The sequence below is a fragment of the Embleya sp. NPDC055664 genome (assembly GCF_053618075.1).
Genome location: NZ_JBSHGZ010000043.1, coordinates 44393 through 59533 on the forward strand (window position 1 = coordinate 44393; position 15141 = coordinate 59533).

The 15141-nt window shown below is 69.0% G+C and carries 17 protein-coding genes; 13 read left to right on the top strand and 4 right to left on the bottom strand.

The window, feature by feature from the left end; all coding sequences use genetic code 11:
• Positions 1-579: 579 nt before the first annotated feature.
• The 6 genes from ACWGR4_RS41660 (at position 580) to ACWGR4_RS41685 (ending at position 5911) form a co-directional block, all read left to right on the top strand.
• Complete coding sequence (locus ACWGR4_RS41660) at positions 580-1209, top strand: maleylpyruvate isomerase N-terminal domain-containing protein (protein WP_452129801.1); 630 nt, start codon at positions 580-582, stop codon at positions 1207-1209.
• 832 nt (positions 1210-2041) lie between these two features.
• Positions 2042-2485 (top strand): hypothetical protein, encoded by a 444-nt coding sequence (locus ACWGR4_RS41665; protein ID WP_452129800.1) that lies wholly within the window; start codon positions 2042-2044, stop codon positions 2483-2485.
• Between the two features lie 305 nt (positions 2486-2790).
• On the top strand, positions 2791-3234 hold the full coding sequence (locus ACWGR4_RS41670) for a DUF6325 family protein (protein WP_380001958.1): 444 nt from the start codon (positions 2791-2793) through the stop codon (positions 3232-3234).
• A gap of 47 nt (positions 3235-3281) precedes the next feature.
• Positions 3282-3566, top strand: a complete 285-nt coding sequence (locus ACWGR4_RS41675) for an SHOCT domain-containing protein (RefSeq protein WP_380001956.1) — start codon at positions 3282-3284, stop codon at positions 3564-3566.
• Between the two features lie 305 nt (positions 3567-3871).
• Complete coding sequence (locus tag ACWGR4_RS41680; RefSeq protein ID WP_452129799.1) at positions 3872-5116, top strand: hypothetical protein; 1245 nt, start codon at positions 3872-3874, stop codon at positions 5114-5116.
• A 411-nt stretch (positions 5117-5527) separates the two neighbouring features.
• Positions 5528-5911 carry an SHOCT domain-containing protein gene (locus ACWGR4_RS41685; protein WP_380001952.1) on the top strand — a complete coding sequence of 128 codons (384 nt, stop codon included), beginning with the start codon at positions 5528-5530 and terminating at the stop codon, positions 5909-5911.
• Between the two features lie 65 nt (positions 5912-5976).
• On the opposite strand, the gene ACWGR4_RS41690 is transcribed toward ACWGR4_RS41685, so the two are convergent.
• The gene (locus ACWGR4_RS41690) at positions 5977-7593 is read right to left on the bottom strand and encodes an MFS transporter (RefSeq protein ID WP_452129798.1); all 1617 of its coding nucleotides are present in this window, start codon (positions 7591-7593) and stop codon (positions 5977-5979) included.
• Positions 7594-7768: 175 nt separating this feature from the next.
• Here ACWGR4_RS41690 and ACWGR4_RS41695 point away from each other — a divergent pair, with 175 nt between their 5' ends.
• On the top strand, positions 7769-8422 hold the full coding sequence (locus ACWGR4_RS41695) for a GAP family protein (RefSeq protein ID WP_452129797.1): 654 nt from the start codon (positions 7769-7771) through the stop codon (positions 8420-8422).
• Positions 8423-8461: 39 nt separating this feature from the next.
• Here the strand turns inward: ACWGR4_RS41695 and ACWGR4_RS41700 are convergent, their stop codons facing one another.
• The gene (locus ACWGR4_RS41700) at positions 8462-9043 is read right to left on the bottom strand and encodes a TetR/AcrR family transcriptional regulator (RefSeq protein ID WP_380001946.1); all 582 of its coding nucleotides are present in this window, start codon (positions 9041-9043) and stop codon (positions 8462-8464) included.
• Between the two features lie 77 nt (positions 9044-9120).
• Here ACWGR4_RS41700 and ACWGR4_RS41705 point away from each other — a divergent pair, with 77 nt between their 5' ends.
• The 6 genes from ACWGR4_RS41705 (at position 9121) to ACWGR4_RS41730 (ending at position 12204) form a co-directional block, all read left to right on the top strand.
• A complete protein-coding gene (locus tag ACWGR4_RS41705; RefSeq protein WP_452129796.1) occupies positions 9121-9987 on the top strand; it encodes an NmrA family NAD(P)-binding protein in 867 nt (288 codons plus the stop codon).
• Positions 9988-10119: 132 nt separating this feature from the next.
• Positions 10120-10395 carry a hypothetical protein gene (locus tag ACWGR4_RS41710; protein ID WP_380001942.1) on the top strand — a complete coding sequence of 92 codons (276 nt, stop codon included), beginning with the start codon at positions 10120-10122 and terminating at the stop codon, positions 10393-10395.
• 41 nt (positions 10396-10436) lie between these two features.
• Entirely contained in the window at positions 10437-10736 is a 300-nt protein-coding gene (locus ACWGR4_RS41715) for a hypothetical protein (protein WP_452129795.1), read from the top strand.
• Positions 10737-11060: 324 nt separating this feature from the next.
• Positions 11061-11477 (top strand): phage holin family protein, encoded by a 417-nt coding sequence (locus tag ACWGR4_RS41720; protein ID WP_452129836.1) that lies wholly within the window; start codon positions 11061-11063, stop codon positions 11475-11477.
• Positions 11474-11941 (top strand): DUF3618 domain-containing protein, encoded by a 468-nt coding sequence (locus ACWGR4_RS41725; protein ID WP_452129794.1) that lies wholly within the window; start codon positions 11474-11476, stop codon positions 11939-11941. Before ACWGR4_RS41720 ends, ACWGR4_RS41725 begins: the two co-directional genes overlap by 4 nt.
• Entirely contained in the window at positions 11938-12204 is a 267-nt protein-coding gene (locus ACWGR4_RS41730) for a DUF4235 domain-containing protein (RefSeq protein ID WP_452129793.1), read from the top strand. The genes ACWGR4_RS41725 and ACWGR4_RS41730 overlap by 4 nt, the downstream gene beginning before the upstream one ends.
• Positions 12205-12221: 17 nt before the next feature.
• Here ACWGR4_RS41730 and ACWGR4_RS41735 read toward each other — a convergent pair whose 3' ends face one another.
• The gene (locus tag ACWGR4_RS41735; RefSeq protein ID WP_452129792.1) at positions 12222-12992 is read right to left on the bottom strand and encodes a phosphotransferase; all 771 of its coding nucleotides are present in this window, start codon (positions 12990-12992) and stop codon (positions 12222-12224) included.
• A gap of 202 nt (positions 12993-13194) precedes the next feature.
• Positions 13195-14859: an aspartyl protease family protein gene (locus ACWGR4_RS41740; protein ID WP_452129791.1), complete on the bottom strand. Its 1665-nt coding sequence runs from the start codon at positions 14857-14859 to the stop codon at positions 13195-13197.
• Positions 14860-15141: the final 282 nt, after the last annotated feature.

Sequence of the window (15141 nt, forward strand, 5' to 3'; positions counted from 1 at the left end):
CGACGTGGACGGCAAAACGGCCCCTGCGGCCATGAGCCGTCCGGCCGATCCGGTCCGGGGATTGTCGGCCCCCGGACCGGCCCAAGTCCGCGCAATCTGCGCAGTACCGCCACGGCATCGAACAACTCGAGGCCCACGGAATCATCACGTTCGCGTCCTTCGTCGTCGGCTTCCCGGGCGAGAACGCGGACACCGTCCGAGAGACCATCGACTTCCTCAACACCGCCGCGCCGACCTTCTTCCGCGCCGAACCGTGGTGGTACAACCACCGATCGCCGATCCACGCCCGGGCGGCGGAACTGCGCGCCTTCGGCCAGGGTTACGACTGGCGGCACGCGAGCATGGACGTCCACGGGTCCATGCCCCACCTCGTCGGCAAAGGCATGCGCCATGCGCTGGAACGACCACTCGGGCCACCCCGAATCCCAGGCGGCGAGCACCGAGTTGGCCCGCCTGTTCGAAACCGTGAAGATGACACCGGCCAAATACACCGCGCCATCCACTTCCTGACCGCCCCCGGCCAGAACGCCCGACTCGCCTCCGCACACCGGGTGCGCAGCGTGTCGACATAATCACGCCATGGATGCGAAGATGCTCTCGGCCGCTGCCGCGACCTGCCGGGCCGCCCTCGACGCGCACACGCAACACGTCTGGGACCGGCCGATCCCGGACATGACCTGGACCGTTGCGCAGACCGTCGCGCACGTGAGCGACACCCTCCTGTGGTACGCCACCGACCTCGCCGGCGGTACCCGGGAGCTGAGCACCATGGACCTCACCGTCCGCCCCGACACCCCGCCCACCGACCTCACACGCACCCTGAAAACCTTCGCCGACGTCCTGGCCCGCGTCGTCGACACCACCCCTGCCGACGCCCGCGGCTTCCACCCCTACGGACTCGCCGACGCCTCCGGCTTCGCCGCCATGGCCTGCGACGAGATCCTCGTCCACACCCACGACGCACTACGCGGCCTGGACCAGGAATTCACCCCACCCACCGACCTCGCCCACGCCACGCTGGAACGCCTCTTCCCCTGGGCCCCGGAACACCCCGACCCCTGGCAGACCTTGCTCTGGGCCAACGGCCGCTGCAACCTCCCCCGAAGCCCCCACCAAACCAATTGGCGCTGGCACTGCGCCCCCCTGGCGGAATGGGACGGCGCCAACCCCGGTAACCCGGACCGGGAGCCGCAGGAGGCCACCTTCTGACGTCCGAGGACATCGCGTTGATACCCGGGCATCGCCGGTCGTCTCTTCGTGTATGCCCGGCGGACCGCCTGTGGTGCGGGGTGAGTCGGCGCGGTTGTCGCCCTCTATGAGTGGCCGGCGGGCGAGCACATCTCATTCGCCGCGTGGACGTGCGCACGTATGCGGCGCACCTCGAGGTCAGACAATCGGGACCTTCGATCCAGCGGGCCGGACCCGGTCTATGCGCTTTTTCGACAATCACGGCAGCTGCGTGGCCGGGTGGGCAAGCGTCGGCGAGGACGGTGTGAACATTCGCGGGGAGACGGGCGACGTGGTGATCGCCGAAGACGGCGACTGAATGACGGTCGGTCTTCCCGGGGCTTCCGGCCGTTCCCGGTAAAGGTGCCACAACACCATCGTGCTGTGCGCGTCCATCCGTACACCTTTGTCGGCTTGTTCGGCTCCGGCTCGGGTCCGGGCGAGGCGGTGGCAATCGGTGCGGTCTCGACGGGGGCGCCGCCGATCCGGCCGAAGTCGTGGGGCAAGCGCAGCTCCGGCCGGGTTCGCAAGGTGGTCGGGACACCGAAGCGGCTCGTGTCACCGCCGGGCACGCTCGGGAGCGGGCCGGGGCCGGGTCTGCTTCGGGTGGTGTTGGAGCGTGCTCGGTCGGGGCGTGGCCCGTACGGATGATCACGCAGCAACCGGCCTCGCGATCACGGTTCGGCCGCGGGGGTGACAGGCGGGGTTCGCTTTCGGCTTTTACTGTGAAGCCATGGCCCGCTCCCACGAACCGTCCGAGAGGTCGCGAGGCTCGGGCGCGACGCGCACGAACCGGACCGACTATGCCGGTGCCGTGTACGGATCCCTGCTCGCGGCCTCCGTGGTGGCCACCGCCGGGACCCTGGGCGACTATCCACGACTGCAGCTGAGCCTCCTGCTCATTGTCACCGGTCTTGTTTTCTGGGCCGCCCACGTCTACGCGCGCCTGGCCGGCGAACGGCTCCACGGTCAACGACCCGACTTCGTCGAGGTGCGCCGCGTCGCGCGCCACGAGCGGTCCATCGTCGAAGCAGCCGTGCTCCCCGCCGCGGTTGTGGCCGGGAGCCCTCTCCTGGGCCTCGGCCTCGGCGCCACCGCGTGGCTTGCCCTCGGTATCGCCGTGGCGCAACAGGTCGTCTGGGCTTCCCTCGGTGCCGTCGCCGCCGGGGCCGGTCGTATGCAGGTGGTCGCCGAGGGGGCCGTGAACCTCCTCCTCGGGCTGATCATCGTTGCCGCGAAGGCGGCGTTGGGCCACTGACCGCACCCGAGGGGACTCCGTTGCCGGCGGTGTCGCCGTTCGTGGTCTTTCTGCACAGTCGGACGTACGCCTGGATGGCCCCGCGAGGTGACGATGTCCTCCGCGTGGAGCACCGACCTCTCGATTCTTGCGTGCGGCTCCGGAGCGGCCGGGGGGTCACCCCGGACCGGGGAGTCGATCGCGAGCCGAGATGCGTCGCCGGCCGTCCGCTGCTGAAATGACGAAGGCGACGGTCACTGTCGGCCCCGGCGCCATGGCACACCGTGAATGCACACGTCGACGACCCGAGCGGACAAGGAGCCGACATGAGTGACGAACCCTACGAGCCCGGCCCGATCGACTATTTGGTGATCGAGTTTCCCGGGAGTCGGATGACCGGCGAGGGGCTGCCTCTCCTGGTCGATCTGGTCGACCGTGGCATCATCCGGGTGCTGGATCTGCTCTTCGTCCGCAAGAGCGCGGACGGATCGGTCCAAGGGGTCGAACTCGCCGACCTGACCGGCGACGACAATCTCGACCTCGCCGTCTTCGAGGGGGCCTCGTCGGGACTGCTCGGTCAGGACGAGATCGACGACGCAAGCAAGGTACTGGAGCCCGGCAACGCGGCGGCCGTCCTCGTCTACGAGAACGTGTGGGCGGGCCCGCTCGCAGCGGCCCTGCGACGTGGCGGAGCCCGGCTCGTCGCCAATGGACGTATCCCGGTCCAGGAGATTCTGGCATCGCTCGACGCCGCCGAGAGCTCGGCCTGAGTCACTTTCCACGAACGCCGTTCCCGCACCAGCAGAGGAGACAGATCATGCCAGGGCTTCTTCGCGGCATCGCCCGGACCGCCGTCGTCGCCGGAACCGCCACCGCGGTCTCCAACCGAGTCTCCCGGCGCCAGGCCGGTCGCTGGGCCCAACAGGAACCGCAGCAACCCGCACCCGGACCCGCCTACGCCGCCGAACCCGCACCATCCGCACCGGCGGACGACATGAGCAGCAAGCTCGCCCAGCTCAAGGAGTTGGGCGAGCTGAAGCAACAAGGCGTACTCAGTGAAAGCGAGTTCGAGGCCCAAAAGGCCGCGATCCTCGGCTCCTGACTCGCTCGACACGAACGTCGGGCGGAACAGGATTCGGACCGCCCGAGAACCGCCCGATCCCCCGTCCCGCGCGGAAGACACCTCAACAGGCGAATCCTGCCCGAAAGCTTGGCTTCGACCGCCGGTAGGCGTAACTCAACGTGCGCGATCCCACATGCTTTGCGCATATTCGACTCGTATGGCAATCCTTCCACCGTCGCTCGGAGAGTGGTATGAGCACGCCGTCGGAGCCGCCCAACACCGGGTCTGCCCGGGTCGTCCGCACGCCGGTCCATCATCGGGGCTCGCGTGCGGGGCGAATCGTGATGAGCATTGTTTCGGCCGTGTTGATCACACTCACCTGCGTCCTGGTGCCACTTTCACTGATCACCGTGTGGGTGCACGACATCGTGCTGGACACCGACAGGTACGTCGAGACGGTCGCCCCGCTCGCGTCGAACCCCGCGATCGAATCCGCCGCGGCCGACAGGATCACCAAGGCGGTCGACGTTCGGGTCGACGGCAAAGAGGTCACCGCGGACCTCGCGGCCTGGTTGGAGTCCCAGGGGTTGCCACCTCGAGTGGGCAACGCCGTGAAGTCACTGGCACCGCAGTTGGACGACGCCGCGACCCAGGCCGCCCACAAGGCGGCGACCCGCTTCACCCAGAGCGACAGATTCGAGACGGTCTGGAAGAACGCCAACCGGGCCGCCCATTCGGCGCTCGACCACGCGCTCACCGGCAAGGGCCGGGGCGCGGTCGGGGTCAACGAGGGCACCGTCACCCTGGATGTCGGCGCCGCGGTGGACACGGTCAAGCAAGACCTCGTGAACGCCGGGGTCAGCCCCGCGGACAAGATTCCCGACGTCGACAAGCAGATGGTGCTCGTCCAGTCCGACAAACTGCGGAAGTTCCAGAACGCGGCGCACGCGCTCGACGTGCTCGGCAACTGGTTGCCCATCATCGCCGTTCTGCTCGGCGCGATCGGGGTGTTCCTGGCCCGGCGTCGTCGCCGGGCCCTGGTCACCACCGCCCTGGGTGTCGCCTTCGGCTGCCTGGTCGTGGCCATCGCCCTGGTGATCGCGCGGCGCTTCTATCTGGATCACCTGCCCGCCCAGGTACAGTCCCCCGCCGCCGCCTCGGCGATCTTCGACACGCTGCTGCGCTTTTTGAAGAACAGCGTCCGCACCGGGATCGTCCTGGGTCTGGTCGTCGCCCTCGGCGCCTACCTGTCCGGGACGGGCCGTCTTCCGCGGGCCGTGCGCGGTTCGATGGAGCGCGCGGCCGACTCCGTGGCGCGGTGGGCCGACACACACGGGCTGCACACGGGAAGGACGGGCACCTGGGTGGCCGCCCACCGGCGGTGGCTGGCCGTCGGCGCGCTCCTCGTCATCGCCCTGTGGTTCGCCCTGTGGAATCGCCCGACCGCGTTGACGATCCTGCTGCTCGTGGCCGTACTTCTCGCCCTGCTCGCGATCATCGCGCTGTTGGCCGCGACGGGACGAACGACGCTCTCGCGGACTCACGCCCAAAACGGGCGGCCGGGTCCGGTCGGTGGCGGTGTGCCGTGATCCCCTCGCCCCGGAGCCGGTCCGATCATGCGTGTGACGGCCCGTCGGGCAACTCGTCGGTGCGCGCCGGATGAGGCGATCGGGTGAGGTCCCGCCGTAAACTGGAGGTCGGACCACCGTGACGGTGCGGACATCGGGTGCAGCACCCCTGGCCCGTTGCCGACACGCCGAGGAAGGCGCGGCTCCGAGGTGACATCCGGCGGCGTGTCCCACCGATATCCGCCGCCGTGCCGGTGGGTGGTGGTCGCCGATCGCGGCGCGCATAGGTTCCGCGCGGGCGTCGTGCCTCCCGTATGGAGAGGCCACGGTCCCGGTGCTCCCGGCCCCACCCGCAACGGTGAGGTGGGCGGCGGCTCCGCCGTCCCGGACGGCCCCGCGGCTGCCGTCGGGATTGATCGAAGGAGATCGATCATGGACTACCCACTTCTCAACGCGTTCTGGACCATGCTCTGGTTCTTCTTGTGGATCCTCTGGATCATGCTCCTCTTCCACGTATTCGGGGACATCATCCGCGATGACTCGCTCAGCGGATGGGGCAAGGCGGGCTGGCTGGTTCTGTGCGTGGTGCTGCCGTACCTCGGCGTCTTCGTGTACTTCATCGCGCGGGGGCGCGGCATGGGCGAACGCGACCGACGCAGGGTCGAGCAGCAGCAGCAGGAGTTCCGCTCATATGTGCGGGAGGCGGCCGCCACGCCTGGCACGTCCGACGAACTGGCCCGCATCGCCCAGCTCAGGAACGACGGTGACATCACCGTCGAGGAATACGAACGAGCCAAGGCCAAGATCCTGGCCTGAGATCGCGCGATCGGACGTCCGACACCGGATGAACACGTCCTTGGGTTCGCGTTCGTCCGCCGTCGCTACTTCCGGGCCGAGCCGGGTTGGGTCGTGGGGATGCGTCCGGTGAAGAACAGGGCGAGGAGGGCGCAGAGGGCGAGGACGGCGAGTGCGGCCCGCAGGCCGTCGAGTCTGGCCGCGTCGTTTGCCTCGATGGCCGCATGTTTCACCTCCGTGCTCGTGCCGGCTTTGTCGAGGGCGGAGGTGAGCTGCTCGTCCGACAGGAAGGGGACGCCGCCTTCGAGTTCCACGGTCGCGTGGCTCGCGACGGATGCCGGAATCGCCGGATTATGTTCGATGGCGCTCAGGAACGACGAGGTCATGGCGGCGATCAGGAGCGATCCCGCGAGCGCCGTCCCGATCGAGGCACCGAGGTTGGTGACCGCGTTCTGCACGCCGCCGACCTCCGCGCTCCGCTCGTCGGGGACCGCGGATACCGTGACCGAGCCGAGCTGCGACGCCAACGCGCCCATACCGAGTCCGATCAACAGCAGGGGCACGGTGACGATCTCGGGGCCCGCGTCCGCGTCCAGCGCGGCCATCATGGCCACCGCCCCCGCGAGCAGCGCGAGGATTCCCAGTCGCACCACGCGCCGCGGCGAGACGTCCGGCAGGAACCGCGGGATCAGGATCGCGGCCGCCAGCAGCGTGAGCGAGAGCGGCAGGATGCGGGCGCCGGTCGCCAACGCCGACAGGCCCAACGCGATCGACAGGTAGAGCGGAACGATGAAGAACACGCCCATCTGCACGAGGTACTGGAAGAAGAACATCGTCAGGCCGCCGGTGAGTTGCCGATTGCGCAGCATCGTCGGGTCCACGAGCGGATCCCCACCCCGGGCCGACAGGCGGGTCTCCCAGGAGAGGAAGAGCCTGACGAGGGCCATTCCGGACAACATCAGCCAGACGACCAGCGACACCCCCAACCAGGCGGGCGCTTCGGGTTTGGGTCGAAACCACCCCCACTCGGCCGACTTGAGCACTCCGAACACGAAGAGCCCGAGCCCACTGGCGGACAACACGGCGCCGACGACGTCCAGGCGCTCTCGCGCTGTGACGGGAGCGTCGGCGACCCGAGCCGCGAGTACCAGGATCACCGCCACGAGCAGGACTTCGCCGGCGAAGACCCAGCGCCACGAGAAGTACGTAGTCGCCACGCCGCCGATCAGCGGACCCGCGGCGATCGCCACCGCCCCCGCGGCGGCAACGAGCCCGTATGCGGAAGGGCGACGCTCCGCCGGGAAGTTTCCCGCCACCAATGCCACGATCGCGGGCAGGATGAGCGCCGCACCGACTCCTTCCAACACCGCCCAACCGAGCAGCAACACCGGCAGGTTCGGGGCCAGCGCGGTGGTCAGCGAACCGCACCCGTAGATGCCACAACCGATCATGAACCCACGCCGACGACCGATGAGCCCGCCGACCTTGCCCCCCGGAATCATGAGCATCGCCATCACGAGCGTGTAGGCCGTGATCGCGCCCTGGATGCCGGTCACCGTCGTGCCCACGTCCTCGGCCACCGTCGCGATCGACACGTTCATGACCGAACTGTCCAGGGCCATCAGGAATTGCCCCAGGACCAGCGGGACCAGCACCAGGCGTGTCCCTGGGGGACGCACCGGCCTGTCCATCGCGGCTGTCATGACCACATGGTTCCAGCGCCCGACAAAAGCCCCGATCCGCCGCGCCGCAACGTCAGCCGGATGGCGGGCACCGGCACCGAAATGTTGTGTAGCGGGACCCGACGGGTGGTACCGAGTGCGGTGACACGCGCTCGCACGACCCCGATCCGCATTCACCCACATGAGGACAGCAACCATGGTCCTTGATCTCGTCCTCATCGGAACGGCCATCACCCTGGGACCGATGCACAACTCCGCGTTCATCCTGTTGCTGTCCGCAGACAAAGGGTTGTTGAAAGGGCTTGTGTTCACCCTGACCTGGCTCGTGGAACTCGTCGTGGTGGTCGCGGGGGTGTTGCTGTTGACCGGGGGCGTTCCGCCGACGAGACACAGCGCGCCCTCCACGGCGGGTCTCGTGGTCAAGCTGACCATGGGCATCGCGCTGGTGGTCTACGGCGAACACAAACGACGCCGAGGCGCCACCCGTTCCCGGGGAGAACCGAGGTGGATGGCACGGCTGGATCGTGTTTCCGCTTGGACCGCGGCCGGCCTCGCCGTCCTGCTCCAGCCGTGGGCGATGGTCGCCGCGGGTGGGGCCACCGTGATGAACGCGGACCTTTCCTCGGCCGCCACGTTCGTGGCCCTGATGAGCTACTTCCTGCTCGCCTCGGCCACTTTGTTCGGGATGGAGTTGTACGCCACGTTCGCGCCGACGCGGGCACACATCGAGCTCGAGCGGTTGCGCACGGCCCTCAATACACACCAGGACCAGGCGATCGTCGTGTTGTCGCTGCTGCTGGGCCTGTGGTTGGCCGCGAAAAGCACGTACGAACTCGTCACGCTCTCGTAGAGGTCGCCGCCTCGAACGTCGTCGGGTTCCGCAACACGTTCAGCGCGTCGCGTCGTCACCCGCGCGCAGGCCGCGGATCAGCAGGGCCGTCAAGTGATCGGCTTGCTCGGGCGGCACCTGCTCGCGCAGCCATGCTGCGGCGTTCGTCAGCGCGTGCACGTCCCCCGCGGTGACATCGTCCCGGACCGCTCCCGCTTCGCGTGAGGTCGACAGCAGGCGTTCGGTCGTCGCCGCCAGGTGTGCGCACGCGTCGTGCAGCTCGGACGCCTCGTCGGCGAAGCCCTCCATCAGCAGCGTCGCCAGCCCCCGGTATGCCGCGGCGTGCACCGAGACCGCGCCTATCCACGCCGTCAGGGCCGCCAACGCCGTTTCCTGTGCGGGCAGTTCGTCGCCGAATGCGAACAGGGCGGCGTGCTGTTCGCGCAGCAGTGCCGCGGACAGCGCGCCCCGGTTCGGGAAATGCCCGTACAGCGTTCCGATCGCTACGCCGGCCTGCCGGGCGATGCCCTCCAACGACGCGCCGGTGCCCTGCTCACGGAACGCCTGGTCGGCCGCCGCGAGGATGCGTTCCCGATTGCGTCGTGCGTCGGCGCGCGGCCGACGCGTTCCCGTACCGCTCATGCATGACCCCTAGACAAGTTGAGGGGTCCTCGGATTAATATTCCGAGGACTCCTCATCTTAGCCGAAGGGGCTTCCCATGATCTTGGTCACCGGGGCAACCGGATCCATCGGCAGGCACCTCGTCCGGCGGCTCGACGAACTCGGGGCGCCGTTCAAGGCCCTCGTGCGCAACGCCGATCAGGGCCGCGCCCTCCGCTGCCCGTACGTTGTCGGCGACTTCGACGACCCCGAATCGATCTCGGCGGCAGTCGTCGGTATCGATCGGATTCTGCTCAACGGCGCGGGCGCGGTCCCCACCGCCGACGACCGCCCGCAGCCCATGGTCGGGCAGCAGAAGACCGTCATCGACGCGGCCGGCCACGCCGGTGTACGGCGAATCGTCAAAGTCTCCGTGTGGCATGCCCACCAGGGCGGCAGGCTCGCGCAGGGGGCGCACTGGGAGATCGAGCGGCACTTGAAGGCGTCCGGTGTCGAATGGTCGCTTCTGCACCCGAGCGGCTTCATGCAGAACTTCCTCACCGGCGCGGGCACGTTCAACGACGACGGGAACCTCATCGCCCCGGCGGTCGATGCGCCCGTCTCCTACATCGACTGCCACGACATCGCCGCGAGCGCGGCCGTACTGCTCACCGAACCACGCGGCGCGGGCGAAACCTTCGTCCTGACCGGTCCGGAAGCACTCACCATGCGCGAGGTCGCGGGCCGGCTCGAGGGTCCCCTCGGCAGACCCGTCGGTGTCGTCGCCCTGGGAGCCGAGGACATGGCGGCCAGGCTCGAAGCCCAGGGCGTACCCCGGCGGTTCGCCGACGACGTCGCCCACCTGTGGGCCGACGTGGGCACCGGCTCGCTGGCCGCGACCACGCCCGAGTTCGAGCATCTGACCGGCCGCGCACCCCGGACCTTCGCCGCGTTCCTCGCCGCCAATGGGGGTGCCTTCCGCTGAGATCGCGTCCCCACGCCGGTCGGCTCGATGACGCCGGGTCGCGGGTGGTGCGTGGGGAAGTCCCCGTCGCGTCGCGGCCGTGCCGGCTGGGATGTTGATCTCACGGACGTGTGGTGCGAGGGAGGGAGCGTCGTGGCAGGACTCGGGTGGAGGGTCGTACCGTGCGCGCTGGCGGGTGTGTTGCTGTTGGCGGGGTGTGCCGGGGACGACGACGAGCGCGGCAAGGGCGACTCGCCGGTCGCGAACCAGCGTGGCGACGACACTCCGGCCCAGGTGTTCAACTTCCCCGACGGCTTCGGGAACCTCGCCACCAAGTGCGTCGGCCACGGATTCCGCGCCTACGTGACCACGAACGCGAGCGGCCCCTCCAACGTGCAGGTCGTCCCGGACGCGGCGTGCGCGGGGTGAATGCGACGCGACGGACGAACCCGCTGCGCCCATCGCACACGATGCGATGGGCGCCGATCGTGTCGGTGTTCCTGGTCCTGGGCGCCGTCGCCGGGTGTTCGCAGGAGTACTACGACGAGCGCGGCAAGGCGGACGCCCCGGTGTTCGGTGACCGGGGCGAGAACAGCCCTGCGGAAGTGTTCAACTTCCCCGACGGGTTCGGCAACCTCGCCACCAAGTGCGTCGGGCCCGGCAAGCGTGCCTACACCACGACCAAGGGATCGGTGTCGATCGACGAGGACGTGGTGATCATCCCCGCGAACGCGGTGCTCGTGGACGACCCGGCCTGCCCGAAACACTGACCCGCCGGCGAACCGACGAATCATCGATGGTTCAGGGCCCGTAGGGCGTTCCTTGCCGGGGCGCCGTGGCGAAGGATGACCGCCGCGGACAGGGTCCCGCGGGTGCGAGCGCGCATGACGCTCGCGTTGGATCGGTCCGCCCGGAAGACCGTGTGGATTTTGTGCCGACGATGTACGCGGCCCCGCGATGGGAGCCGTGGTCGGCGAGTGACCTGCGGGTTGTGGGGTAGCCGCGCCCGTAAGCCCGATCACCCGGGAGCGAGGTCGTTGGCCGCAGTCGCGCCGAAGAGCCGCAACGAGCGCGGGGAGGAAAGTGAGGATTCCATGAGCACCGTTGGACAGCCGAGCCGCGGCAATTCCCAGGAGTCGATGGGCAATCTCGTCTCACGAGCGTCGCAGCAGATTTCCGAGTTGGTCCGCGAAGAAATGCAGCTTGCCCGGGCGGAGATGACTCAAAAGGGCAAACGCTTCGGGGTCGGCGGTGGCCTGTTCGGCGGCGCCGGCCTGGTCGGCGTCCTGGCCGCGCAAGCCCTCGTCGTCACCGTGGTCGCAGCCTTGGCCCTGCTTGTGCCGGTGTGGGCTTCGGCCCTGATCACCGCTGCCCTGTTGGCGGCCGTCGCCGCGGGAATGGCCGCCGCCGGGAAGAAGCAGATCGCCAGGGCCGGGATTCCCGCACCCGAACAGACCATCGACAGCTTCAGGGCCGACGTCGCCGTAATCAAGGAGAAGGCACACCGATGACCCACCAGCCCCGGGACAAGGAATCCGCGCCCACACGCGAGCAGTTGCGCGAAAAGATCGAGGACACCCGCGACGAACTCGGCCGTACGGTGGAGGCACTGGCGGCCAAGGCCGACGTCAAGGCCCAGGTCAAGGCCAAGGCGGCCGTTATCGAGGAGCAAACCGCCGAGAAGGCCGCCCACGTCGGCGACCGACTCCGGGACAAGGCGGCGGAGGCCACCGAGTCGGTCAAGGACAAGACGCCCGACCCGGTTCTCGACAAGGCGGCCCATACCGCCACCCACCTCCGCGACAGTGTGGCCCGAGCCGGACAGCTCGCCGCCGACACGACCCCCGACCCGGTCCGCGAGAAGGCGCACATGGCCGCGACCACGGCAAAGGCCAACCGCACCCCGCTGATCGCAGCGGCAACCGTGGCACTGGCCCTCGTGCTGCTGGTGCGCCGAGGCCGGAGGCGCCGGTGAAGGCGTCCAACGTCGCGTACAAGCCGGTCGGCCTGGTGCTCGGTGCCGCCGCCGGCATGATTGCCGGCGTGGTCTTCAAGCAGTCGTGGAAGATGATCACCGGTGACGACGACGCCCCCGATGCCACCGACGAGGACCGCACCTGGGCCCAGGTTCTGCTTGCCGCGGGCTTGCAAGGCGCAATCTTCGCCGTCGTCAAGCCCGCCGTCGACCGAGCCGGAGCGGCAACCACCCGGCGTCTGACCGGCACCTGGCCCGGCTGAAGCCGGTGGGGGCACGGTTATCCCGCCTCGAAGGCGGTGCGCAGGATGTCGCGATGGGCGCGGACATGGCGGATGTCCGCCTCGTAGAGGTCGGCGTGGCCGTCCGCGATGTGTTGCCGGAACGCCTCGTTGCCCTGCGCGGCCTGGTCGCGCATGAAGTCGATCAGGGCTTGCAGACGGTCGGGGACGGTGTCGATGACCTCGGCGCCCACGCCCGGCCCGTACGCGCGGCAGAAGGCGGCGACCCGGTGTCCCTGCTCGTGCGGTGTGCCGAAGCTCTCCGGGTTGTCCGGCGCCTGCAGTGGCGCGAACCGGTACACGGTGTAGGCGACGTCCCAGACGCGTGGCCCCGGGTGCGCGGCATCGAAGTCGATGAAACCGACTGCCACGCCGTCCTTCACCACGCAGTTGTACTGGGCGGCGTCGCCGTGGCACATGACCTCGGCCGGCTGCCGGACCGGGAACAGCCAGGGGTCGGCGGGGTCCGGCCGGAACGTGGCGCTCGCGTCGTGGAGGTCGCGCAGCAATGTGGCCGCGGAGGTGAGGAGTTCGGGGCTTCTGAGGTCCGGGGTGAGCGCGTTGTGTACCTCGCCGTCGAGGAAGGTGAGCATCTCGTTGCCGTCGGCGTCGAAGCCCCGTGGCTCCGGTACGCCGTGGAAGCCCTGGTCGTGGATGTGGCGTAGCAGCCGGTGGATCGCCGGCGTCGCCGGGGATGCCGGCCGGTGGACGACGTCACCGTGGCGGCGCACGATGTTCACGCCGCCGCGGAGTTCCTGCCATTCGGTCATTCGTGCCTCACTGTCGTCGCGCATTGAACAGTCTGTGGGTCGTGGGTCGTGGGTCGTGGGTCGGGCTGCCGGGCTTGCCAGTCGTCGCGGCGGTCGGCACGCATTCGGCCGGCTGGGAACGTCATTGGATTCGAGCAGCACCGTCGGGGTGGCGGTGCGTGGATGGCCCATATAGCGCTGCCGCCGCGCATCGGAGGGGGTCTCAGCCCTGGGTGATGGAGAGTTTCATGCCCGCGTAGTCGAAGCTGACCGCGTACGGCTTGAAGAACTCGTGGGTGAAGTCGGCGATCAGGTCGAAACCGAATTGCGCCGACTGTCCAGGGCCGGGAAATCCGGGAAAGACCTTCTCCGCGCCCATGCCTTGGACGTTGTGTCGGACCGCACCGCCGAGACTGATCCGGTCGGCGGTGATCGGATAGAACTTGATCCCGAACCGCTCCCTGGGATGGGCGTGGTCCACGGTGAGCCCGTACCGCTCGGCGATGGACACCGTGGTATCCACAGCACTGGCGATGCCGCCGGTATCCACTGTCACCATCCTGGGTTCGCGCTGCCCGAGGCTGCCCAGTGTGCACGGGAAGTGGTCACCGGCCAGCCACAGCGGCAACCGGGCGAGTTCGTCGGGCGAAGGACGGGCGACCGTGCGTCGTCGCAGGAGCAGCGCCCGGTGCGCGTAGTCCATCGTGGTCAGGAAGTGGTAGAAGATCGTCGTACCGAACACGCCCGCCGCCTGGGACCCGTCGGGGAGCGGTGGGCGTGGTGTGTCGTTCCACTGCACCGGGATGTTGCGGATCTCGATCTCCCCGATTTTGAAGGAGTCCAGGACGCCCACGTGAATCACGACGGGGTGGCCGTCCACGACTCCGCCTTCCCAAGTGGCCAGTGCCCGCAGTCCGGCCGTGTGCGCCGCCTCCGTCGACAGGTCGAGCGTGCCGTAGGTGTCGAGATAGAACTTCTGCGGCTCTCCGCCGTTGACCCTCGCCTCGACCGACGGCACCGGGTCCAGGGTGTGGAACGGCACGCGGGTGTCGCGGGCGCCGGAGATCTGCCATGGGGTGCCATCGATCCGGGAGTAGGCCTCGGCAAACGCTTCATCACGCGGCCGGCCGGTGCGGCGCATCACCGGGACGGCGCGCGAGAGTTGGTCCTGTCGTACGAAGCACTCCGCAAGGCGCTGGGTGGAGGAGACGTCGTCGGGTGCCAGGGCGAGGGCCTCGGACAGGTGCCTCTCGGCGGTGCGGAACCGGTTGGACAGCAGTGCGATGTAGCCGATCCGGGCGTGCGCGTTCGCGTTGCCCGGATCGTCGCGCAGAAGGCATCGGTAGCCCCGCTCGGCATCGGCGAACCGGCCTTGCCGAAAGAGCTGATCCGGGTCGGCCGCGGCAGCGAGCGCGGAGGGCGCGGAACCGAGCAGAGGAAGGGCCGCGCCCACCGCCGCGGCCGCACCCGCTCGCTGCAGGAACGCTCGGCGGTCGAGACCTTGGCCGACCTTTCGAAAAGACATGTCGGACTCCTGGGATGACGAGGGATGCGTAATCTGCGATGTGCGGGATGTTGGGTATTCCCGGTGACGGTGCGGCACTTCCGCCGTGCTGTGGCTGTCACCGCGACCGATGCTGCTGTGCACGATCAACACGAGGAGGCGTTTCGTCGGCGTTTCCGCTGCGGAGGGGACGGCGTCGAAGGCCGGGTGCCGCTCGGTGGCGGCGTTGAGCCAGGTACCGCTGCGCACCGTGGCGCCGATCGCCGTGAGCAGGTCGGGCCGCGCGGCGTACGCCCCGATGCCGTTGGTCTCGGCGGCCGGGATGCGATCGGTGCGGTACACCTTGGCGTCGCCGATCCGGCCGACCGAGGACACCGTTTCCATCGGCGCGATGCTCGCCACCATCGCGTATGCGCACACGGCGGGGCAGGCCGGCCGCGACGTTGCGCGACGCCGAGGTGCGCGGCGCGAGGGTGAGGTCGGCCTCTTCGGCCTTGGTCACCGTCTGCTTCGGCACGCTGCCGTCCAGCTTCATGGTCACGCCCTGGGCGGGCAACGGGTCCTCCGTCGAGACTCCGTTCTTGCGCGCGTTTCCGTACCCGCTTCGCGCCCGGGTGTCGACGGATGGCGGTGCTCCTTACGCCGCGGAAACGGCCCGTCCGCGAG